Here is a 19726-nt window from a genome sequence, read left to right as displayed (position 1 = left end):
CCTCGCCGCCTGCCTTGCCATGGACCGTCCACCCGCTGCTGCCCTTTCCACCGCGCCATCGGCGGCTTGCGCGCATTGCGTGTTGCGCGACCTGTGCCTGACCCCGCCGTCCAATGCGCCGCCGTCGTGGCACCCCGACACGCTGGTCGCGACCCGGCTCTCGCTGCGCCGCGGCGAGGCGCTGTTCCGCCAGGGCGGCCGCTTCGAGTCGCTGTACGCGGTGCGCAGCGGCTTCTTCAAGACCCGGGTGTCGTCGCCGGACGGGCGCGACCAGATCACCGGCTTCCAGATGTCCGGCGACCTGCTCGGGCTGGATGGCATCGGCGACGGCGTGCACGCCTGCGACGCGCTGGCGCTGGAGGACTCGCAGGTGTGCGTCGTCCCTTACCCGACGCTGGAGCGACTGGCCCAGCAGTTCCCCGACCTGCAGGCCGAGTTCCACCGCATCCTGAGCCGCGAGATCGTGCGCCACCACGCGGTGCTGCTGCTGTTGTCCAACGTGCATGCCGACCGGCGCCTGGCCGCCTTCCTGCTGAACCTGGCACGGCGGCTCGGCAACCGCGGCTACTCGGCCGCATCGCTGGTGCTGCGCATGACGCGCGAAGAGATCGGGACCTACCTCGGCCTGAAGCTGGAGACGGTCAGCCGCAGCTTCTCGCGGCTGCACGAGCGCGGCGTGCTGGACGTCCGGCAGCGGCAGGTCAGCATCATCGATCTGTCGGGGCTGCAGGAACTGGCCGGCGACAACGGCGGCTGAGCGCCGCGCTTGCGCGGCATCAAGGACCGCCTGCCGGTCGCGGCCTATGGTGGAGCCCCTCCCCCGTCCGACCGGAATGCCATGAGCGCCCACCCCCAAGCCGTCCTCGCCCGACGGCGATGTGCGAGGCGCTGTGACCCAAGCTTGTGTCGGGTCAATGCGCAGCCGCGCCAACGGCGTACCGTGCCGGCATGCCGCAGCACCCTGAACCGCAGAACCACGAGCCCCCCCCTCCCCGCGCCCCCGAGCTGGTGTGTCCGGCCGGCTCGCTGCGGGCCCTCAAGCTGGCCGTCGACGCCGGCGCCGACGCGGTGTACCTCGGGCTGCGCAATGCGACGAACGCCCGCAACTTCGCCGGGCTGAACTTCGACGATGCGCAGCTGCGCGAGGGCGTCGCGTACGCGCACGCCCGCGGCCGCCAGGTGCTGATGGCGCTGAACACCTACGCCGAAGCGAGCCAGGTCGACACCTGGCAGCGGGCCGTCGACACGGCCGCCGCGCTGGGCGCGGATGCCCTGATCGCGGCGGACATCGCGGTCATGGCTCATGCCCGCGACAAGCACCCGGACCTGCCGCTGCACCTGTCGGTGCAGGCCTCGGCCACCAGCCACGAGGCGATCGCCTTCCACCAACGCCACTTCGGCATCCGGCGCGCGGTGCTGCCGCGGGTGCTGACGCTCTCGCAGATCGCCAGCGTCATCGCCCACAGCACGGTCGACATCGAGGTCTTCGGCTTCGGCAGCCTGTGCGTCATGGTCGAAGGCCGCTGTGCGCTGTCATCGTTCGCGACCGGGCAATCGCCCAACAATGCCGGCGTCTGTTCTCCGCCGTCGGCGGTGCGCTGGGTGGAAAGCGCGGAGGCCGTCGAAGCCCGGTTGAACGGCCTGCTCATCGACCGCTACGCACCCGGCGAACCGCGCGGGTACCCGACGCTGTGCAAGGGGCGCTTCGAGGTCGACGGCGCACGCGACTACGCGCTCGAGGAACCAACCAGCCTGAACACCCTGGCCGTGCTGCCGGACCTGGTGCGCATGGGGGTGCGGGCGATCAAGATCGAGGGTCGCCAGCGCAGCCCGTCCTATGTCGAACAGGTCACGCGCGTGTGGCGCCAGGCCATCGACGCGTCGGTCGCCGACGGCCGCCGCTACCGGGTCGATCCGGCGTGGACCTCGACGCTGGCGCACCTGTCCGAAGGGCAGCACCACACGCTCGGCGCGTACGACCGGCCATGGCGATGAGCTCCGACGCCGCAGCGGCCGGCAGCTTCGAGCTGACCGTGGGACCCGTGCAGTACTACTGGCCCCGCGCCGACCTGATGAACTTCTACGCCGGCGTGGCGGAATCGAGTGCCGGCACGGTGGTGCTCGGCGAGGTCGTGTGCGCGCGACGGCACGAGATGAAGACCGCCGACTGGCTGGCGCTGGCCCGGGACCTGCACGCGTGCGGAAAGGAGGTCGTCCTGGCGACGCAGACCCTCATCGAGTCGGAGGCCGACCTGCGCGCGCTCCGCCGCATCGCGGAGCAGGCGGAATTCTGCGTCGAAGCGGGCGATGCGTCGGCCCTCAACGTCCTCACCGGGATGAAGCGGCCCTTCGTGCTGGGGCCGCACATCAACGTGTACAACCGGGAGGCCTTGCGCCAGTACCTGCGGATGGGCGCCTGCCGATGGGTCGCGCCGATCGAGTTGCCGTTGGCGACGGTGGGCATCGTCAATGACGGCGGCAGCGCCGCGGCGACGGAGGTGTTCGCCTACGGGCGGATGCCGCTGGCCGTCTCGGCCCGGTGCTTCACCGCGCGGCACCACCGGCTGAGCAAGGACGCATGCGAGTTCAGGTGCCGCGACGACGCGGACGGACTGCTGCTGTCGACCTCGGACGGACGTCCCTTCCTGGCCCTGAACGGCGTGCAGACCCAGTCGGCGGCGATCCAGTGCCTGATCGCGAACCGGGCCGCGCTGGTGGCGGCCGGCGTGTCGCGGCTTCGCCTGTCGCCGATGTCGACGGGCTTTCTCGCGGTCATCGAGGCGTTCCAGCAGGTGATGAACCGCGCCGGCGATGCCGCCGAGGCGCTGGCCGCCGTGCAGGCGCTGACGCCGTCGATCGATCTCGTCAACGGCTTCGCGCTGGCGCAGCCGGGCATCGACTGGAGCGCCGCACGGTGAAGGCCACGCTCGTGCCGTTCGGGCTGGAGATCGCCGCCCGGTGTCGCCCGCTGCTGTCGCGGCTGCCGATGGCGCCACCGGCGCAGTTGCTGGCGTCATCGCTCAATCGCCTGCTGCTGCCGCGGCTGCCTCGCGACGCGCGCGAGGCCTTGTCGAACCGGCGCGTCGCGGTGGAGGTGACCGACCTCGGGCTGTCGTTGGGGATCGTGCTGGGCGCCGGCGGGTTCGGCGTCGCGGGCGCGGGGCCCGCCGTGCTGCGCATCGCCGCGGCGGCGCCGTCCTTCTGGCGCCTCCTTGCAGGACAGGACGATGCCGACCGGCTCTTCTTCGAACGCCAGCTGGTGATGGAGGGCGACACCGAGATGGCACTCGTGCTGAAGAACACGCTCGATGCCATCGGGCCGCTGTGGGGGTGACAGGCTGGCACCGCTGGTCCTGATGGCTGGTCCGGGACGACAAGGTGCTCGGCATGGCGACGCGCGAGCATCTCGAATCTCGGCGAGTCATCGAAGGCAACCGCGGGATACTGCACGAGAGATTGATCGAACCCGCGCTTGTTCCTCTGACCCACGATCTCCCTGCGTCCGACATGAACCTCACAAGAACTCTCATCATCGGGAATTCGGGCTCTGGAAAGAGTTGGCTTGCCGAGCGGATTGCCGGTTCTCTCCAGGCACCGCACATCGATCTCGATCTGATTCATTGGGAGCCAGGCGGATCCGACGTTGCGCGGAGCAGGGAGCGTGCGATCGAACTGGCAAGAGAGGCCGCAACGGGATCACGCAGTTGGGTCATCGAAGGCATCTACGGCTGGCTCGCGCGCGAGGTCGCCTCGATGACAACGGCGCTGATCTGGCTCTGCCTCGATGAGTCCGAATGCGCTGTCAACCTCAAGCGGCGCGGAGTGCGACGGGGCGGAACGGATGAGTCATTCAAAGCTTTGCTCAGCTGGTCGGAGACGTACAGAACGCGAGAGGGTTCAAGCTCGCACGCCGGTCACGAACGGTTGTTCAACGACTTCCCGGGTGCAAAGACCTGTCTTCGCCAGAGGAGCGAGGTGACGGCCTTTGCCGACTTCAGGTCCACGCGCTGAATCGTCGGCGAACGACAGAATGCAAGCGTTCGGACGCGCCCCCCCGAACGCTATCGGAAAGCGGTCAGAGCGCGAGATTCAAGCAGCCGGACAAATTCATCCTTCAGTGTCGTGTACGCATGGACATCGTTGCCGCATTCGGCGGCAGCCCGGCGCTTGACCGCAGCGTATGCTTCGCGCGCTTCGCTGTTCGCTCGCAAAAAATCTCGCAGCGCGAGATGACGACGGACATCGTGGGATCCAGTGCGAAACGCATGAACTTGATGGGTTCGCTTCGAGGATCCCTTGACGAAGTAACGACGCTCAGGGATTCCGTTCTCTCCGCGCGGCTCATAGCCAATCCGGAGGAAGGCGGCAGTCAATGCGTCGAGCCGCTCCACGCGAGGAACCTCGACAAGGACGTCGATGACGGGCTTCGCAGCAAGCCCGACTACGGATGTGCTGCCAATGTGATGGATCCGGGCGTGTCGGCCAAGAACGCTCTCCAGCGCTTGCCGCTCCTGTTCGAACATTGTTTTCCACAACGGGTTGTATGGTGCGATTTCCACGATTCTCCTGTTCAAGGAAATCCTCCGTACGGCTGCACGCGCGCCATGAAATGCACATCGGAGTGACGGCCATCGAGGCACCAGCCTCGACGGTGTGTTCCTTCGCGAGCGAATCCGAATTTTCCATACAACGCCTGCGCAACTTCGTTTTCGCCGTGCACTGTGAGTTCAATGGCGGCGGCCGAAGCCGAGGGCATCGTGATGGCTCTGCGCCACTCAAGCCTTCACTTCGACCACCTGTTCGAAGCCGCCGAAGATCATGCGCTTGCCGTCGAAGGGCATCGGCGGATTGCCGGGTGTGGACGGGTCCATGCGCGGGTCTTCGATCATCTTCTTCATGGCGGCGTCGCGCGTGGCCTTGTCCGGCCATTCGACCCAGGAAAAGGCCACCGTCTCCTCGGCCGTGGCCTGGACCGCACGGCGGAAATCGGTGACCTTGCCGTCGGGGACGTCGTCGCCCCAGCCCTCGATCACACGGGTCGCGCCGAGCTCGATGAACAGCGAGTCGAAATGACGCGCGTGCTCGATGAACTTCTGCTTGTTGGCCGTGGGAACCGCAATCACGAAACCGTCTATGTAGGACATGGCTTGACTCCTGTTGGGTTGGCGGTCGGCGCTCCCGGTATAGAGAGGAGAGCGCCCCGTACTTCATCGACGAACGGAAGGAGGCCGAATCGACACCCGTCAGCGCCCGATCTGCAGCGCGCCCGGCTCAGTGTCCGGTGTTGTAGGGCTCGAAGACCTCAACCACCCAATCCACGAAGACCCGCAGTTTCACACTGAGGTGGCGGTTGGGTGGGTAGGCCACGTAGAACGGCATGGGGGGCGGTGCCCAGTCGGCCAGCACTTCGACCAAGGCGCCGCTCGCCAGGTGCGGCTGCACGATGGGCGCGAAAGTCTGCACCAGACCGAGGCCGGTCAAGGCGGCGTTCACATGCGCGGTGCTCTCGTTGACGGCGATCGGACCCTGGCGGGTGATCTCGAACCGCTCCTCGCCTCGCACATACGGGGCCGGCACGATCCGGCCGGTTCCGGCCGAGAAATAGCTGGCCATCGCATGCCCACCCTCCAGCAGGTCTTCCGGCCTGCGGGGGGTGCCATGCCGCTTCAGATAGGCCGGCGACGCGACCGTGGCGAACGCCATCTGCGCGATTCGGCGCGCCACCAGGGATTGGTCCGTCATCGCGCCGCCGCGAATCACGCAATCGACCGCTTCGCCCACCAGATCGACCGGCCTGTCGCTGACACCCAGCGCCAGTTGCACGTGCGGATAGCGCTCGCAGAAGGCGGGCAATTGGGGCATCAGGATCAGATTGGCCACCACCGATCCCACATCGACGCGCACGCAACCCCTGGGATGGGTCCGCTCCTGGGTCAGGTCGGATTCGATCTCGTCAAGTTCGGTCAGCACGCGCGCCGTGCGCTCGTAGTAGGCCGCGCCCTCCGGCGTCACCGTCACGCGCCGGGTCGTGCGCTGCAGCAGCTTGACCTTCAGGCGCGCTTCCAGCTGCTGGACCAGCTTGGTCACGCTGGGCTTGGGCATCTGCAACTGGTCGGCGGCGCGCGTGAAACTGCCGGCCTCGACAACGCGGGCAAACACGCGCATGGCGGTGATCTGGTCCATCGGGAATTATTAGCGGATTGGAAAAAGACCGGTTCCGTTCCCGGTCTTGGTTCAAGGTGGCTGCGCTCCCAAACTGCATTGCTTCTCAACGAGCATTCAAGGCAGACCTCATGACTTCCAGACTCACCGACAAGATCGCCCTCGTCACCGGCGGCACCAGCGGCATCGGCCTGGCGACCGCGCGGCGCTTCGTCGCTGAAGGCGCTCACGTCTTCATCACCGGCCGCCGGCAGGAGCAACTCGACGCGGCCGTGAGCGAACTGGGGCGCAACGCGACGGGCGTGCGCAGCGACGTCGCCGATCTGGGCGATCTCGATCGCCTGTACGCCACGATCCGCAAGGAAAAGGGCCGACTCGACGTGCTGTTCGCCAATGCCGGTGGCGGCCAGGTGGCCCCGTTGGGGCAGATCACCGAGGCCCACTTCGACAGCATCTTCGCCACCAACGTGCGCGGCCTGGTGTTCACGGTGCAGAAGGCGCTGCCGCTCATGCCCAAGGGCGCGACCATCGTGCTGAATGCCTCGACCACATCGATCAAGGGAACGCCGGGTTTCAGCATCTACAGCGCCAGCAAGGCGGCCGTGCGCAACCTGGCGCGAAGCTGGATGCTGGACCTGAAGGACGCGGGGATCCGCATCAACGTCCTCAGTCCCGGCGTGGTCCCGACGCCGGCCTACGACCTGCTGGGTCTCAAGGGAGATCAGCTCGACGGGTTCATCGAGATGCAGTCCAGGACGATTCCGTTGGGCCGTGTCGGCACGACCGACGAGATCGCCAAGGCGGCGGTGTTCCTTGCCAGCGACGAAAGCAGCTTCGTCAACGGCGTCGAACTGTTCGCCGATGGCGGCATGACCCAGGTATGACCCCCCTCCGCGACCCCGGTGGACAATGACAGGCATGCACAAACGGCAGCCTCTCGAGCTGACACGGCAGCAGATCCTGACCCATCGTCGAGATGCCAACGGACTGCTCAGGCGGCTGCCGCCCGGCGCGGCAGCGGTGCGACGCGCAGCGTTGGCCGGCCTGCAGGACAGCATGCCGCGAGCGGCCGTCCTGTCGTTGCATGCCCGGGTCACCGGCACGACGCCCGAAGCCTGGTCGCACTCGTCCCTTGTCCAGCTCTGGGGCCCGCGGTTCAGCGCGTACGCGGTGGCGGCCGAAGATCGAGCCATCTTCTCGCTCGGCAGGCTTCCGGCCGGCGGCGCGCAGCGGCGCAGGGCCGAGGATCTTGCCGGTCGGCTGCACCAGTGGCTCGACGGGCGGGCGATGCCCTACAGCGAGGCCGGACGAGGGATGGGCGTCGCGCCCAACTCGCTGCGCTATGCGGCAGCGACCGGTACCGTCCTGATTCGCTGGGACGGTGCCGAACGGCCGACCGTCCGCACCGTCGAGCGGCCGGCGATCGATCCGGCGCAGGCACGACTCGAGCTGGCACGCCGGCACCTGCACGTGTTCGGTCCCTCGACGGCCGAGGGCTTCGCCGCGTGGGCCGGGATCGCAAAGGCCGAAGCACTTGCAGCGCACAAGGCACTCGCGCCAGGCCTCATTCCCGTGCGGACGCCGCTCGGCGACGCATGGATCCTCGCGGAGCAGGAGGCCGGGTTCCGGGCGGACGCCGGGCCGGCCGACGGCGTGCGGCTGCTGCCGAGCGGGGACGCGTACTTCCTCCTCCAGGGCGCGGATCGCGAGCTGCTGGTTCCCGAGGCGGACCGCCGCGCTGCGCTGTGGACCTCCCGCGTCTGGCCCGGCGCCGTCATGCTCGACGGCGAACTTGTCGGCACCTGGCGCCGCGCGGGCCGCGACGTCACGGTCCAGCCGTGGCAACCGATGTCATCCGCCGAGCGCGACGCGGTCACGGCCGAAGCGCAATCGCTGCCGCTGCCCGGCGCCGCGAACCGGACCCGCGTGCATTGGGTCGCCTGAAAGACGCCGTGCGCGGCAGGCATGCCGCTCGCGCAGGTCGGAACCGCCCGGATGCAGACTCACTCGTCGAGGAATTTCCAGGTGTCGGCGCCGTCGAACTTGCGGACTCGCACCGAGGCGATCAACCGCGGGTCGAAGTTGCCGAGGTGCACGCCATGTCTCGCCCCGGCCTTCACGTCGATCGGCTCCCAGTGCGTGACGCAGCCGCAATGCCGGCAGCGGATCGTGCGCAGGGTCTTGTCGCCCTGGACGTAGGCCTCGGTCGAGCCGGGATGGCCTTCGATGGTCACCGTCCCGAACTCGAAATACACCCACGGACCGCCGATCCTGCGGCAGAGCGAGCAATTGCAGTCCGTGGCGACTTCCGGTGTGGAGGGGAGCGTGAGGCGGACGGCGCCGCAATGGCAAGAGCCTTGATGCATCGGCAGGCCTTCTGTGTGATCTGAAAGAGCACCGCCTGAAGCGGCAGCGTGCGCGTCGGCATCACGTGGCAAACCCATGGCGTGGTCATGCAGCGATGTCATGGCCCAAGTGTCGCACCCGCCGATCTCATGACGATGGCCATGGCCGTGCCCTTGCTCTACGCTCAGGGTGTCGACCACCGGGAAGCACGATGACCAAGCCGAGCACCACTGCCCATGCCCGCATGCACCAGACCCTCCAGTCCTACGAAGGTTCTGCACGGGAGTACGACACGCTCGTCGACCCGCAACGGCCTGCGCACATCCTGAAGGCGCTGCGGCAACTGGTCGAGGCCGTGCCGCCCGGAGGACGGGTGCTGGAGATCGGCTCGGGGCCGGGTCGCGACGCCGACGTCCTGGAGTCGCTCGGACTGGCGGTCCGGCGCACCGACGCGACCCAGGCCTTCATCGACCTGATGGCGGAGCGCGGCAAGCGTGCCGAGCTGTTGAACGTCGTGACCGACGAACTCGGAGGGCCTTACGACGGCGTGCTCGCGATGGGCGTGCTGATCCATGTCGAGCGGAACCAGACCGACGCCGTGCTGCGCAAGATCCACAACGCGCTGGGGCCGGGCGGAGCGTTCCTCGCCGCGATGCGCGAGGGCGAAGGCGAGACGACGGGCGACTACCACACCGTGTGCTGGACGCGCGAGCGCTTCACTGAACGGCTCGCCGCAGCCGGTCTGTCGGTCAGCTGGGACGCGGACAGCGTGGGGCGTGACGGCAACGACTGGATCACCTACCTGGCGCGCCGCGCGCCGTGAACGCCGGGGCAACCCGCGGCAGGCGCCCTGGATCTGCACCCGCGTCCCCAGCTCCACCACGCGGTCAGTCGGCGAGCAGCCGGTAGCCGACGCCCGTTTCCGTGAGGATGTATTTCGGCTGCGCCGAATCCGCCTCCAGCTTCTGCCGGAGGTTGCCCATGTAGACGCGCAGGTAGGGGGTGCTCTGCGAATGCCCCGGTCCCCAGACTTCGCGCAGCAGGTGCGGATGCGTCAGCACGCGCCCGGCGTTGGCCACCAGCAGCGCCAGCAGGCGGTACTCGATGGGCGTCAGGTGGACCTCGGCGCCCGCCTTGCGCACGCAACGCGCGGCCAGGTCGACTTCGACGTCGCCGAACCGGAAGCTCAGCTCCGGCGTCGACCGTCCGGCCCGGATGCGCCGCAGGTTGGCGCGGGTGCGCGCCAGCAGCTCCGCCACGCCGAACGGCTTCGTGATGTAGTCGTCCGCGCCGGCATCGAGCGCCGCCACCTTCTCGCTTTCGTGCGTGCGTGCAGACAGCACGATGATGGGGACGCCCGACCACGCGCGCAGTTCGCGGACGAAGTCCACCCCGTCGCCGTCCGGCAGCCCGAGGTCGGCGATCACCAGGTCGGGCCGGCGCGTGCCGACCTCGATGCGGCCTTGCTTCAACGTCGCCGCTTCGAAGACCTGCCAGCCCTCCGCGCTCAGCGACCTGCACACGAACTGGCGGATCTCGGCTTCGTCCTCCAGCACCAGGGCGATCGGGTTGTTCATCGACATCAGCGTTCCTCCTGCGGCCCCATCGCGGCGTGCGAGCACGGCGCATCTTCGGTCAGGTCGATCACGGGTGGTGTGCCCACGGGCAAGGTGAACGAGAAGGTCGCGCCGTGCGGATGGGTCGGCTGCACGCGGATGCGGCCCTTGTGGGCTTCGACGATCGCGCGGCAGATGGCCAGCCCGAGCCCGACGCCCGGGGTGGAGGATTCAGCCTGGCCGCGCGTGAACTTCTCGAAGATCGCGTCTTCCCGGCCCTTCGGCACGCCGGGGCCGTGGTCCCGCACGCTGATCTCGACCTGGCCTTCACGCGGCGCCGCGAGGATCTCGACGCAGGTGTCGGCGGGCGTGTACTTGCCGGCATTTTCCAGCAGGTTGACCATCACCCGCTCGATCAGCACGGCATCGCATTCCACCAGCGAAACGCCCGGATCGATCCGGATCGCGAGCGGGCGCGGGCCCAGGGCGCCGTGGGCGGCCTTCACGGATCCCCCGACGATCTCCTCGACCGATTGCCATTCGATGCGCAACCGGATCTCGCCGCTCTGGATGCGTGCCATGTCGAGCAGGTTCGTCACCATGTCGGCCATGCGCAGCGCCTTCTCGCCGACGCCGTGCGCCAGTGCCAGTTGCGCAGGCGCCAGCGGCGGCTCGCTGGCCGCCAGCATGTCGGCCGACCCCACCAGCGCCGCGAGCGGCGTCCTCAGGTCGTGGGACAACGCGGCGAGCAACGAATTGCGCAGCCGCTCCGACTCGATCTGCACGGTGGCGCCCTGCGCGACCTCGACGTAGTGCACGCGCTCCAGCGCCATCGCCGTCAGCGCCGCGAAGGTCTCCAGCTGCTGCCGCTGCTCGGGCACCAGCAGGAAGCGCGGCTCGCCGGGCTGCACGGCCAGCACGCCGCGCGAGCGCATCGTCGCCTTCAGCGGCAGGTACAGCCAGGCGCTGCCGGCGAGCGTGTCGGTTCCCAGTCCCGCCGCCTGGCCGTGATCGAGCGACCACTGCGCCGTGCCGAGGTCCAGGCCCGCGGCGGGCTCCAGCGGCGGTTGAAGCCGATCGGCCAGGTCCAGCGCATAGACCGCCACCTGCGCGCGGAACTCGCGTGCAATCACCGCCTGCGCCACCTCGATCGCGTGCTCTTGGGTCAGCGTGTTCGACAGGTCCCGCGCCGCCTCGAACAGCGCCCGCGACCGCGCCTCGCGGTGCGTCGCCACCCGCGCCTGGAAGCGCAGGCCGGCCGTCAGCTGGCCCGTCACCAGGCCAACGGTGAGCATGATCGCGAAGGTCAGCAGGTACTGCACGTCGGACACGGCCAACGACATGCGCGGCGCGACGAAGAAGAAGTCGAACGCGGCAACGCTGACGAACGCCGCCAGCACGGCCGGCCCGCGCCCGAGCCAGACCGCCACGCAGACCACGCTCAGCAGGAACACCATCACGATGTTCGCCAGGTCGAAGTACGGCACCATCAGGTGAGTAAGCAGCGCCGTGACGCCGCACACCGCGGCCGCCAGCCCGTACCGGCGAGCCTGCAGGGCGGCACCCGCCGCCGCCTCGTCCACCTCGGGCCGCGCCGACGCGGCGGTCCGCGGGCGGTGGTCCTGCCCCACCTCGAAACGGTCGATGTCCGGCGCCATCCGCGACAAGGCCTGGCCGAGGGAACGCCGCGGCAACCACCCCGAGCGTCCGCCCTGCCCGATCACCAGCCTGGCCAGGTTGTTCCCGCGCGCATGCGCCACCAACGCCTGCGCGACATCCTGTCCCGACAGCACCGCCGCGCTGGCGCCCAGGTCCTGCGCCAGCTTCACGGCCTGCAGGATGCCCTCGCGGCGCGCGGCCGGGAGCCGCTGCAGGGCCGGCGTCTCCACATAGACCGCATGCCAGGTCACGGCGAGCTGCTGCGCGAGGCGCGCCGCGCTGCGGACCACGTGCTCCGATCCTTCCTGCGGGCCGATGCAGCACAGCAGCGCCCCCTCGGTCTTCCACACCTTCGCGATCGACCGGTCGGTCCGGTACGCCTGCACGTCGTCTTCGATGCGATCGGCCGTGCGCCGCAGCGCCAGCTCGCGCAGCGCCATCAGGTTGCCCTTGCGGAAGAAGTTCTTCGCGGCGCGCTCGGCCTGCGCCGGCAGGTAGACCTTGCCCGCGTGCAGCCGCTCGATCAGCTCGTCGGCCGGCGTGTCGATCATCACGATCTCGTCGGCCCGGTCGAAGAAGGTGTCGGGCAGCGTCTCGTGCACCACGATCCCGGTGATGCCGCCGACCACGTCGTTCAGGCTGTCCAGGTGCTGCACGTTCAGCGTGCTGTAGACGTCGATGCCGGCGGCCAGGAGTTCCTCCACGTCCTGCCAGCGCTTCGGGTGGCGCGAGCCGGCGACGTTGGAGTGGGCCAGCTCGTCGACCAGGATCAGCCCGGGGCGCCGGGCCAGCGCCGCATCGAGGTCGAACTCGCCCAGGCGGCGGCCGCGGTACTCGACCTGGCGGACCGGCAGCGCCGGCAGGCCGTCGAGCAGCGCCGCGGTCTCGCTGCGCCCGTGGGTTTCGATGACCCCCGCGACGACATCGACGCCTTCGGCCCGCAGCTTGCGGGCCGCCACCAGCATCGCGCAGGTCTTGCCGACGCCGGCCGACGAGCCGAAGTAGATGCGCAGCCGGCCGCGGCCGTCCCGCCGTTGTTCGGCGTGGATCTGCGCCAGCAGCGCGTCGGGGTCGGGTCGCCGGTCGTCGGTCATGCGTGCATTCTCAACCCCGCGTCGCGTCGAGCGCGAGGTTCAAGCGCAGCACGTTGACCCGCGGCTCGCCCAGGAAGCCGAGCCAGCGGCCCTGGGTGTGCTGCGCGATCAGGTCCTGCACCTGCTTCGTCGACAGGCCGCGCGCCTTCGCGACCCGCGCAGCCTGGAACTGCGCGCCGGCCACGCTGAGCTCGGGATCGAGGCCGCTGGCCGACGCGGTGACCAGGTCGACCGGCACCGGCGCCGCGTTGCCGGGGTCCGCGGCGCGCAGCGCGTCGATGCGCCCCTTGACGGCATCGACCAGCGCCGGATTCAGCGGCCCCAGGTTGGAGCCGCCGGAGGCACTGGCGTTGTGGGCCATCGGCGCGGTGGCCGACGGACGGCCCCACACGTACTTCGGGTCGCTGAAGCCCTGGCCGATCAGCGCCGAGCCGACCGGCTTGCCGTCGCGCGCGATCAGGCTGCCGGCGGCTTCTTCGGGGAAGGCCACGCGGGCGATGCCGGTGACGACGATCGGGTAGGCGACGCCGGTCAGCGCGGTCAGCACCGCGAACACGACCAGGGCCGGGCGAATGGTGGAATGCATGGAGTTCTCCTTCAGGCCGGGTTCAGACGAGGTGCAGGGCCGACAGCAGCAGGTCGATCAGCTTGATGCCGATGAACGGCACGATCAGCCCGCCCAGCCCGTAGACCAGCACGTTGCGGCGCAGCAGCGCGGCGGCGCCGATCGCGCGGTACCTGACGCCCTTCAGCGCCAGCGGGATCAGGAACACGATGACGATCGCGTTGAAGATCACCGCCGACAGGATGGCCGACGACGGGCTGGTGAGCCGCATCACGTCCAGCGCGGCGAGCTGCGGGTAGGTGGTGGCGAAGGCCGCCGGGACGATCGCGAAATACTTGGCCACGTCGTTGGCGATCGAGAAGGTGGTCAGCGAGCCGCGCGTCATCAGCAGCTGCTTGCCGGTCTCGACGATCTCCAGCAGCTTGGTCGGGTTGCTGTCGAGGTCGACCATGTTGCCGGCCTCCTTCGCGGCCTGCGTGCCGGTGTTCATCGCGACCGCCACGTCGGCCTGCGCGAGCGCCGGGGCGTCGTTGGTGCCGTCGCCGGTCATCGCGACCAGGCGGCCGTCGGCCTGGTGGTCGCGGATCATCTTCAGCTTGGCTTCGGGCGTGGCCTCGGCGAGGAAATCGTCGACACCGGCTTCGGCCGCGATCGCTGCGGCGGTCAGGCGGTTGTCGCCGGTGATCATCACCGTGCGAATGCCCATGCGGCGCAGCTCGGCGAAGCGCTCCTTGATGCCGCCCTTGACGATGTCTTTCAACTCGACGACGCCGAGCACCCGCGCGCCGTCGGCCACCACCAGCGGCGTGCTGCCCTTGCGCGCGATCTCTTCGGTGGCTGCCTTCACATCGGCAGGGAAACTGCCGCCGAGCGATTCCACGTGCTTGCGGATCGCCTCGCCGGCGCCCTTGCGCAGCTGGCGCACGGTGCCGTCGCCGTTGTCGATGTCGACACCGCTCATGCGCGTTTGCGCGGTGAACGCGACGAACGCCACCTTGTGGCTCGTCAGGTCGCGCTCGCGCAGGTTGAACTTCTGCTTGGCCAGCACGGTGATGCTGCGGCCTTCCGGCGTTTCATCCGCCATCGACGCGAACTGCGCCACGTCGGACAGCACCTGCTCGGCGATGCCCTTGGCAGGCACGAAGGCCGAGGCCTGGCGGTTGCCCAGCGTGATGGTGCCGGTCTTGTCGAGCAGCAGCACGTCGACGTCGCCGGCCGCCTCGACCGCGCGGCCCGAGGTGGCGATCACGTTGGCGCCCATCATGCGGCTCATGCCGGCCACGCCGATCGCCGACAGCAGCGCGCCGATGGTGGTCGGGATCAGGCAGACCAGCAGCGCGATCAGCGTCGTGATGGTGACCGGCGTGCCGAGCTTCATCGCGTCGACGCTGAAGATCGAGAACGGCAGCAGCGTCACCGTGACGACCAGGAACACGATGGTCAGCGCGACCAGCAGGATCGTCAGCGCGATCTCGTTCGGCGTCTTGTGGCGCTTGGCACCCTCGACCATCGCGATCATGCGGTCGAGGAAGGATTCGCCCGGGTTGACGCCGATGCGCACCACCAGCCAGTCGGACAGCACGCGGGTGCCGCCGGTGACCGATGCGAAATCGCCGCCGGATTCGCGGATCACCGGGGCCGACTCGCCGGTGATTGCGCTCTCGTCGACCGAGGCCACGCCTTCGATCACCTCGCCGTCGAGCGGAATCACGTCGCCTGCCTCGACCAGCACGACAGCCCCCTTGCGCAGTTCGTCGGCTTCCATCGGGTGCCAGGCCGCGCCGTGCAACGGCCGCTCCAGCTTCTTCGCGATCGTCTTGCGCTTCATGCCGCGCAGCGACGACGCCTGGGCCTTGCTGCGGCCTTCGGCCAGCGCCTCGGCGAAGTTGGCGAACAGCACGGTGAACCACAGCCACAGCGTCACGGCCAGGATGAAGCCCTGCGGCGCCTCGCCCTGTCCGCCGAGCGCCTGCAGCCACAGCAGCGTCGTGATGATGCTGCCGACGTAGACGACGAACATCACCGGATTGCGCCACTGCACGCGCGGGTCGAGCTTCGCGAAGGCCGAGGCGACGGCCGGCTTCACGAGCGCCGGGTCGAACATCGAAAAATTCTGGACGGTTGTCATGAGGGTGTCCTGTCGTGGCTCTGCGGTGTGGTCACTTCGGGGCCCACAACATCAGGTGCTCGACCACCGGCCCGAGGGCCAGCGCCGGCACGTAATTGAGCAGGCCGACCAGCAGCACGCTGCCGATCAGCAGGGTGACGAACAGCGGCCCATGCGTCGGCAGCGTGCCGGCCGTGACGGCCAGGCGCTTCTTCGCGGCGAGCGAACCGGCGATGGCCAGCACCGGCACGATCACGCCGAAGCGGCCGAACCACATCGCCACCGCCAGCAGCGTGTTGTAGAACGGCGTGTTCGCCGACAGGCCCGCGAAGGCACTGCCGTTGTTGTTGGCGGCCGAGGTCAGCGCGTACAGGATCTCCGAGAAGCCGTGCGCGCCGGGGTTGGCGATGCCCGCCTTGCCGGCATCGGCCAGCACCGCGATGGCGGCGCCGGCCAGCACCAGGATCGGCGTGACGAGGATCGCGATCGAGGTCATCTTCATCTCGCCGGTCTCGATCTTCTTGCCCAGGTACTCGGGCGTGCGGCCGATCATCAGCCCGGCGATGAACACCGCCAGGATCGCGAAGATCAGCATGCTGTACAGCCCGGTGCCGACGCCGCCGAAGACGACTTCGCCGAGTTGCATCAGCACCAGCGGCACCATGCCGCCGAGCGGCGTGAACGAGTCGTGCATCGCGTTCACCGCGCCGCACGATGCGGCGGTGGTGACGGCAGCGAACAGGCCGGTGGCGGCGATGCCGAAGCGGGCCTCCTTGCCTTCCATGTTGCCGCCCGGCTGCGTGTCGCTCGCGACCTGGTCGACGCCAAGCGGTGCGAGCAGCGGGTTGCCCTGCTGTTCCTGTGCGGTGACGACGACCACCGAGACGATGAAGATCGCCGTCATCGCGGCCAGCACCGCCCAGCCCTGGCGCATGTCGCCGACCATGCGGCCGAACATGAACACCAGCGCGGCCGGGATCAGGAAGATCGCCAGCATCTGCAGCAGGTTGCTCAGCGGCGTGGGGTTCTCGTACGGATGCGCGGAGTTCGCATTGAAGAAACCGCCACCGTTGGTGCCCAGCATCTTGATGGCCTCCTGCGACGCGACCGGACCCATGGCCAGCGTCTGCTTGTCGGTCTTCAGGTCGTCCATCACCGGGTTGCCCTTGGCATCCTTCAGCGGCTGGCCATCGGGACCGCTCCTCGGCAACTGGTAGCTCGTGCTCTCCAGCGTGTTCACGTCCTGGTAGGCGTCGACGTTCTGAATCGCGCCCTGGCCGACCAGGAAGATCGCGAACACCAGCGACAGCGGCAGCAGCACATACGCGGTGACGCGGGTGATGTCGACCCAGAAGTTGCCGATCGACGCCGACGAGCGGGCCGCGAAGCCCCGCACCAGTGCGATCACGACGACGATGCCGGTGGCGGCCGAAAAGAAGTTCTGCACCGTCAGCGCGAGCATCTGGGTCAGGTAGCTCATCGTCGACTCGCCGGCATAGCCTTGCCAGTTGGTGTTGCTGACGAAGCTGATCGCGGTATTGAACGCCGAGTCGGCGCTGACCGCGGCCATCCCCTGCGGGTTGAGCGGCAGCACGCCCTGCAGGCGCTGCAGCGCGTAGACCGCCAGCACGCCGAGCAGGTTGAAGACCATCAATGCGATCGCGTAGCGGCGCCAGCCCATGCCGGCCGCGGCATCGACGCCGGCCAGCCGGTACAGGCCGTGCTCGGCCTTCACGAACGGCGCGAGCCAGCGCGGGAAGCGCCCCTCTGCCACCGCGGCGAGCCACCGGCCGAGCGGCCACGCGAGCAGCACGAGGGCGGCCAGGAAGGCCGCCAGCTGAATCCAGGCTTGCGAGTTCATCAGAAGTCCTCCGCCTTCAGCAATGCAAAGACGAGGTAGGCGAGCAGGCCGAGCGAGGCCAGGCCCGCGAGCCAGTAGAGCCAACTCATTGGCGTGCTCCCAACAGATCGCAGCCGATGGTCATGCCGACGATGGCGATGAACATCGCGGCGACCGCGCCCAGAAACAGAACGTCCATGAACTCCTCACGGGGTGATTCGGATGTCTGCAAGCGTAGGGATCGCCGCATCAAATCGGTATATAGATTCGGGCTCGGCGCATAAAGAATGCATAAAGAGCCTTCGCCCCCGCAGTGCCGGCCGGCGAAAAATCGGCACAGTTCACAGGGTGGTGCGCGCGTGGAAAAGCATCCCAATTACCGCGACCGCATTGCTTGTCGGATAGATGACTCCGATCACCTCCAACCGCCTCGCCGTGACGCAGTACGCGCCACCCGCGTCGGATAATTCCCAGCGCTCATTGCTGCGAGTCGCCCGCCAATTCGATCTGCGGCATCGCGCGGATATTTTCACGTTCGCCGGGACGGCGACATGTTGATGCCGAGGGGCCAATTGATCATCATTGATTGGTGTCAATTGCGCGGCGCAATAAATCGAAGACGATCATTCAACGACGCAATTGGGAGTGGATTTCCGGTCTTTTCCGACTCTATTAATTTCCCATCGTGTCGATAGTAGTGACACATTTCAGCGTCTATCTCAGGGAGCAAAAGGATGAAATTCCTGTCCAAAGTGAAGATCGGCACGCGCCTCAGTGCGGGCTTCGCCGTCTTGCTGGCCATGCTGGCGGTCCTGGCTTTCACGGCCAAGGTGCAGGCCGATCGCCTGCAGGCACACACCGAGTACTACGACAGCCACATCATGGCGTCCTACAAGCTCGTCACCGAGTTCATGCGCAGCGCCGACGATGCGCGACGCCGCTCGTTCCTCCACATCCTCGGCAAGCTGGAGCAGAAAAAAGAGGCCGAATCGATGACCGCGAAATCGGTCGACTCCGCACGCAATGTGCTCGAGGGGTATTCTTCGCGCGCCTTGTTCCAGGACGATCAGGACCGCGCCAATTGGCAGGAAGTGAAGGCCAGGTTCGAGACCTTCGTGCGTTCCAATGAGAAGGTCATGGCGGCGTCGCGCGCCATCCTCGACGATCCGGCACAGCGAGACGTCGCCGTCGGCATCATGCTGGGCGAGGCCCGCGTGGACAACATGAACCTCATCAAGGCGAAGGACGCCTGGCTGGCGCACAGCGATGAGAATGCCCAGCGCATGATCGAGCAAGGCCGGGAAACCTACCAGGCCGTGCTGTGGACGCTGGGAGGCCTGGCGGCAGCGGCCATGCTGGTGGGTGTGGTGGCAGCCCTGGCGATCACGCGGTCGATCACCCGACCGCTGACCGAAGCGGTGACCATCACCCGGGCAGTGGCCGAAGGCGACCTGACGCGCCAGGCGCCGATCGGGTCGCAGGACGAGATCGGCGAACTGCTGGGCTCGCTCAATCTGATGACGACCAATCTGTCCAGCATGGTCAGCACGGTGCGCGTCGGCGTGGACACCGTGGTGACCGCCGCGACGCAGATTGCCCATGGCAACCTCGACCTGTCCTCGCGCACGGAGTCGCAGGCTTCGAGCCTGCAGCAGACCGCCGCGTCGATGCAGCAGATGGCCGACAGCGTCAAGATGAATTCCGACAATGCGCGTGAAGCCAACCTGCTGTCGGGCAAGGCGTCCGAGGTGGCCGGGCAGGGCGGCGGCGCGGTCGAGCGCGTGGTCGAGACCATGGAAGGCATCCAGGATTCGAGCCGCAAGATTTCCGACATCATCACGGTGATCGACGGCATCGCCTTCCAGACCAACATCCTGGCACTCAATGCCGCGGTGGAGGCGGCGCGCGCCGGCGAGCAAGGACGCGGCTTTGCCGTGGTGGCGGGCGAGGTGCGCAACCTGGCCCGGCGCTCGGCGGACGCGGCCAAGGAGATCAAGAGCCTGATCACGAGCAGCGTGGAAAAGGTGGACGCCGGCACCGTGCAGGTCAATGCGGCGCGCAAGACCATCGACGAGGCCGTGCAACAGGTTCGCAAGGTGAGCGAGTTGATCGCCGACATCACGCAGTCCAGCTCGGAACAGAGCTCCAGCGTCGGCCAGATCAATCAGGCGGTGGCGCAGCTGGACGACACCACGCAGCAGAACTCGGCCCTGGTCGAGGAGACATCGGCGGCTGCCGAGAGCCTGCGTCAACAGGCCGAGAAGCTGTCGGTGGCGATCTCCGTGTTTCGCGTCGCCGGCAACGATGCCGCGCCGCAGCACAGCTTCGCCTAGACAACGGCAGGGCTCGACGTCCGGGTTCCGCCTGGACTCCACGCGCCGCCACAACGCTTGAATC

At 68.1% G+C, this 19726-nt stretch carries 19 protein-coding genes; 9 read left to right on the top strand and 10 right to left on the bottom strand.

Features of this window, described 5'->3' with window-relative positions; all coding sequences use genetic code 11:
- Positions 1 to 19: 19 nt before the first annotated feature.
- From ASC98_RS04320 to ASC98_RS29255, 5 genes are all read left to right on the top strand, one after another.
- Positions 20 to 757 (top strand): helix-turn-helix domain-containing protein, encoded by a 738-nt coding sequence (locus ASC98_RS04320; protein ID WP_056806023.1) that lies wholly within the window; start codon positions 20 to 22, stop codon positions 755 to 757.
- A 191-nt stretch (positions 758 to 948) separates the two neighbouring features.
- Positions 949 to 1995 (top strand): peptidase U32 family protein, encoded by a 1047-nt coding sequence (locus tag ASC98_RS04315; protein WP_056806019.1) that lies wholly within the window; start codon positions 949 to 951, stop codon positions 1993 to 1995.
- Positions 1986 to 2918, top strand: a complete 933-nt coding sequence (locus ASC98_RS04310; RefSeq protein ID WP_369820813.1) for a U32 family peptidase — start codon at positions 1986 to 1988, stop codon at positions 2916 to 2918. Before ASC98_RS04315 ends, ASC98_RS04310 begins: the two co-directional genes overlap by 10 nt.
- Positions 2915 to 3334 (top strand): SCP2 domain-containing protein, encoded by a 420-nt coding sequence (locus tag ASC98_RS04305; protein ID WP_056806014.1) that lies wholly within the window; start codon positions 2915 to 2917, stop codon positions 3332 to 3334. Before ASC98_RS04310 ends, ASC98_RS04305 begins: the two co-directional genes overlap by 4 nt.
- Positions 3335 to 3387: 53 nt before the next feature.
- Entirely contained in the window at positions 3388 to 4011 is a 624-nt protein-coding gene (locus tag ASC98_RS29255; protein WP_235581162.1) for an adenylate kinase, read from the top strand.
- Positions 4012 to 4061: 50 nt separating this feature from the next.
- On the opposite strand, the gene ASC98_RS32255 is transcribed toward ASC98_RS29255, so the two are convergent.
- The 3 genes from ASC98_RS32255 to ASC98_RS04295 all read right to left on the bottom strand — a co-directional run bounded on the left by ASC98_RS32255 (position 4062) and on the right by ASC98_RS04295 (position 6183).
- Positions 4062 to 4523: a GrpB family protein gene (locus ASC98_RS32255; RefSeq protein WP_082542256.1), complete on the bottom strand. Its 462-nt coding sequence runs from the start codon at positions 4521 to 4523 to the stop codon at positions 4062 to 4064.
- Between the two features lie 252 nt (positions 4524 to 4775).
- Complete coding sequence (locus tag ASC98_RS04300) at positions 4776 to 5144, bottom strand: DUF1428 domain-containing protein (protein ID WP_056806011.1); 369 nt, start codon at positions 5142 to 5144, stop codon at positions 4776 to 4778.
- 127 nt (positions 5145 to 5271) lie between these two features.
- Positions 5272 to 6183 (bottom strand): LysR family transcriptional regulator, encoded by a 912-nt coding sequence (locus ASC98_RS04295; RefSeq protein WP_056806007.1) that lies wholly within the window; start codon positions 6181 to 6183, stop codon positions 5272 to 5274.
- 110 nt (positions 6184 to 6293) lie between these two features.
- Between ASC98_RS04295 and ASC98_RS04290 the strand changes: the two genes are divergently transcribed.
- Both ASC98_RS04290 and ASC98_RS04285 read left to right on the top strand, forming a co-directional pair.
- The gene (locus ASC98_RS04290) at positions 6294 to 7046 is read left to right on the top strand and encodes an SDR family oxidoreductase (protein ID WP_056806004.1); all 753 of its coding nucleotides are present in this window, start codon (positions 6294 to 6296) and stop codon (positions 7044 to 7046) included.
- Between the two features lie 34 nt (positions 7047 to 7080).
- Complete coding sequence (locus ASC98_RS04285; RefSeq protein WP_162249349.1) at positions 7081 to 8106, top strand: DNA glycosylase AlkZ-like family protein; 1026 nt, start codon at positions 7081 to 7083, stop codon at positions 8104 to 8106.
- Positions 8107 to 8165: 59 nt separating this feature from the next.
- Here the strand turns inward: ASC98_RS04285 and ASC98_RS04280 are convergent, their stop codons facing one another.
- A complete protein-coding gene (locus ASC98_RS04280; protein ID WP_200953101.1) occupies positions 8166 to 8708 on the bottom strand; it encodes a GFA family protein in 543 nt (180 codons plus the stop codon).
- An 11-nt stretch (positions 8709 to 8719) separates the two neighbouring features.
- On the opposite strand from ASC98_RS04280, the gene ASC98_RS04275 reads away from it, so the two are divergent.
- Entirely contained in the window at positions 8720 to 9331 is a 612-nt protein-coding gene (locus tag ASC98_RS04275; protein ID WP_056805997.1) for a class I SAM-dependent methyltransferase, read from the top strand.
- 64 nt (positions 9332 to 9395) lie between these two features.
- Here ASC98_RS04275 and ASC98_RS04270 read toward each other — a convergent pair whose 3' ends face one another.
- Genes ASC98_RS04270 through kdpF form a run of 6 tightly spaced genes read right to left on the bottom strand, consistent with a single transcriptional unit; the run spans position 9396 to position 17439 of the window.
- Positions 9396 to 10085, bottom strand: a complete 690-nt coding sequence (locus ASC98_RS04270) for a response regulator (RefSeq protein ID WP_056806315.1) — start codon at positions 10083 to 10085, stop codon at positions 9396 to 9398.
- 5 nt (positions 10086 to 10090) lie between these two features.
- On the bottom strand, positions 10091 to 12817 hold the full coding sequence (locus ASC98_RS04265) for a DUF4118 domain-containing protein (protein WP_056805995.1): 2727 nt from the start codon (positions 12815 to 12817) through the stop codon (positions 10091 to 10093).
- Between the two features lie 10 nt (positions 12818 to 12827).
- Positions 12828 to 13403 (bottom strand): potassium-transporting ATPase subunit KdpC, encoded by a 576-nt coding sequence (kdpC, locus tag ASC98_RS04260; protein WP_056805992.1) that lies wholly within the window; start codon positions 13401 to 13403, stop codon positions 12828 to 12830.
- Between the two features lie 22 nt (positions 13404 to 13425).
- Positions 13426 to 15510, bottom strand: coding sequence for a potassium-transporting ATPase subunit KdpB (gene kdpB, locus ASC98_RS04255; protein ID WP_056805990.1), 2085 nt, complete (start codon positions 15508 to 15510; stop codon positions 13426 to 13428).
- A gap of 31 nt (positions 15511 to 15541) precedes the next feature.
- Entirely contained in the window at positions 15542 to 17350 is a 1809-nt protein-coding gene (kdpA, locus tag ASC98_RS04250; protein ID WP_056805987.1) for a potassium-transporting ATPase subunit KdpA, read from the bottom strand.
- The gene (kdpF, locus tag ASC98_RS04245) at positions 17350 to 17439 is read right to left on the bottom strand and encodes a K(+)-transporting ATPase subunit F (protein WP_056805985.1); all 90 of its coding nucleotides are present in this window, start codon (positions 17437 to 17439) and stop codon (positions 17350 to 17352) included. Before kdpF ends, kdpA begins: the two co-directional genes overlap by 1 nt.
- A gap of 624 nt (positions 17440 to 18063) precedes the next feature.
- On the opposite strand from kdpF, the gene ASC98_RS04240 reads away from it, so the two are divergent.
- Positions 18064 to 19662, top strand: coding sequence for a methyl-accepting chemotaxis protein (locus ASC98_RS04240; RefSeq protein ID WP_056805982.1), 1599 nt, complete (start codon positions 18064 to 18066; stop codon positions 19660 to 19662).
- Positions 19663 to 19726: the final 64 nt, after the last annotated feature.

The sequence above is a fragment of the Rhizobacter sp. Root1238 genome (assembly GCF_001425825.1).
GTDB lineage: Bacteria > Pseudomonadota > Gammaproteobacteria > Burkholderiales > Burkholderiaceae_C > Rhizobacter.
Note: the sequence above shows the minus strand (reverse complement) of the source record. Positions and strands in the feature narration are given on the sequence as shown.

Bases quoted from the DNA above. Each gene is read 5' to 3' on its own strand.
- ASC98_RS04320 (WP_056806023.1), top strand. From the start codon at position 20: ATGGACCGTCCACCCGCTGCTGCCCTTTCCACCGCGCCATCGGCGGCT.
- ASC98_RS04315 (WP_056806019.1), top strand. From the start codon at position 949: ATGCCGCAGCACCCTGAACCGCAGAACCACGAGCCCCCCCCTCCCCGC.
- ASC98_RS04310 (WP_369820813.1), top strand. From the start codon at position 1,986: ATGGCGATGAGCTCCGACGCCGCAGCGGCCGGCAGCTTCGAGCTGACC.
- ASC98_RS29255 (WP_235581162.1), top strand. From the start codon at position 3,388: ATGGCGACGCGCGAGCATCTCGAATCTCGGCGAGTCATCGAAGGCAAC.
- ASC98_RS32255 (WP_082542256.1), bottom strand. From the start codon at position 4,523: ATGTTCGAACAGGAGCGGCAAGCGCTGGAGAGCGTTCTTGGCCGACAC.
- ASC98_RS04300 (WP_056806011.1), bottom strand. From the start codon at position 5,144: ATGTCCTACATAGACGGTTTCGTGATTGCGGTTCCCACGGCCAACAAG.
- ASC98_RS04295 (WP_056806007.1), bottom strand. From the start codon at position 6,183: ATGGACCAGATCACCGCCATGCGCGTGTTTGCCCGCGTTGTCGAGGCC.
- ASC98_RS04290 (WP_056806004.1), top strand. From the start codon at position 6,294: ATGACTTCCAGACTCACCGACAAGATCGCCCTCGTCACCGGCGGCACC.
- ASC98_RS04285 (WP_162249349.1), top strand. From the start codon at position 7,081: ATGCACAAACGGCAGCCTCTCGAGCTGACACGGCAGCAGATCCTGACC.
- ASC98_RS04275 (WP_056805997.1), top strand. From the start codon at position 8,720: ATGACCAAGCCGAGCACCACTGCCCATGCCCGCATGCACCAGACCCTC.
- ASC98_RS04270 (WP_056806315.1), bottom strand. From the start codon at position 10,085: ATGAACAACCCGATCGCCCTGGTGCTGGAGGACGAAGCCGAGATCCGC.
- ASC98_RS04265 (WP_056805995.1), bottom strand. From the start codon at position 12,817: ATGACCGACGACCGGCGACCCGACCCCGACGCGCTGCTGGCGCAGATC.
- kdpC (WP_056805992.1), bottom strand. From the start codon at position 13,403: ATGCATTCCACCATTCGCCCGGCCCTGGTCGTGTTCGCGGTGCTGACC.
- kdpB (WP_056805990.1), bottom strand. From the start codon at position 15,510: ATGACAACCGTCCAGAATTTTTCGATGTTCGACCCGGCGCTCGTGAAG.
- kdpA (WP_056805987.1), bottom strand. From the start codon at position 17,350: ATGAACTCGCAAGCCTGGATTCAGCTGGCGGCCTTCCTGGCCGCCCTC.
- kdpF (WP_056805985.1), bottom strand. From the start codon at position 17,439: ATGAGTTGGCTCTACTGGCTCGCGGGCCTGGCCTCGCTCGGCCTGCTC.
- ASC98_RS04240 (WP_056805982.1), top strand. From the start codon at position 18,064: ATGAAATTCCTGTCCAAAGTGAAGATCGGCACGCGCCTCAGTGCGGGC.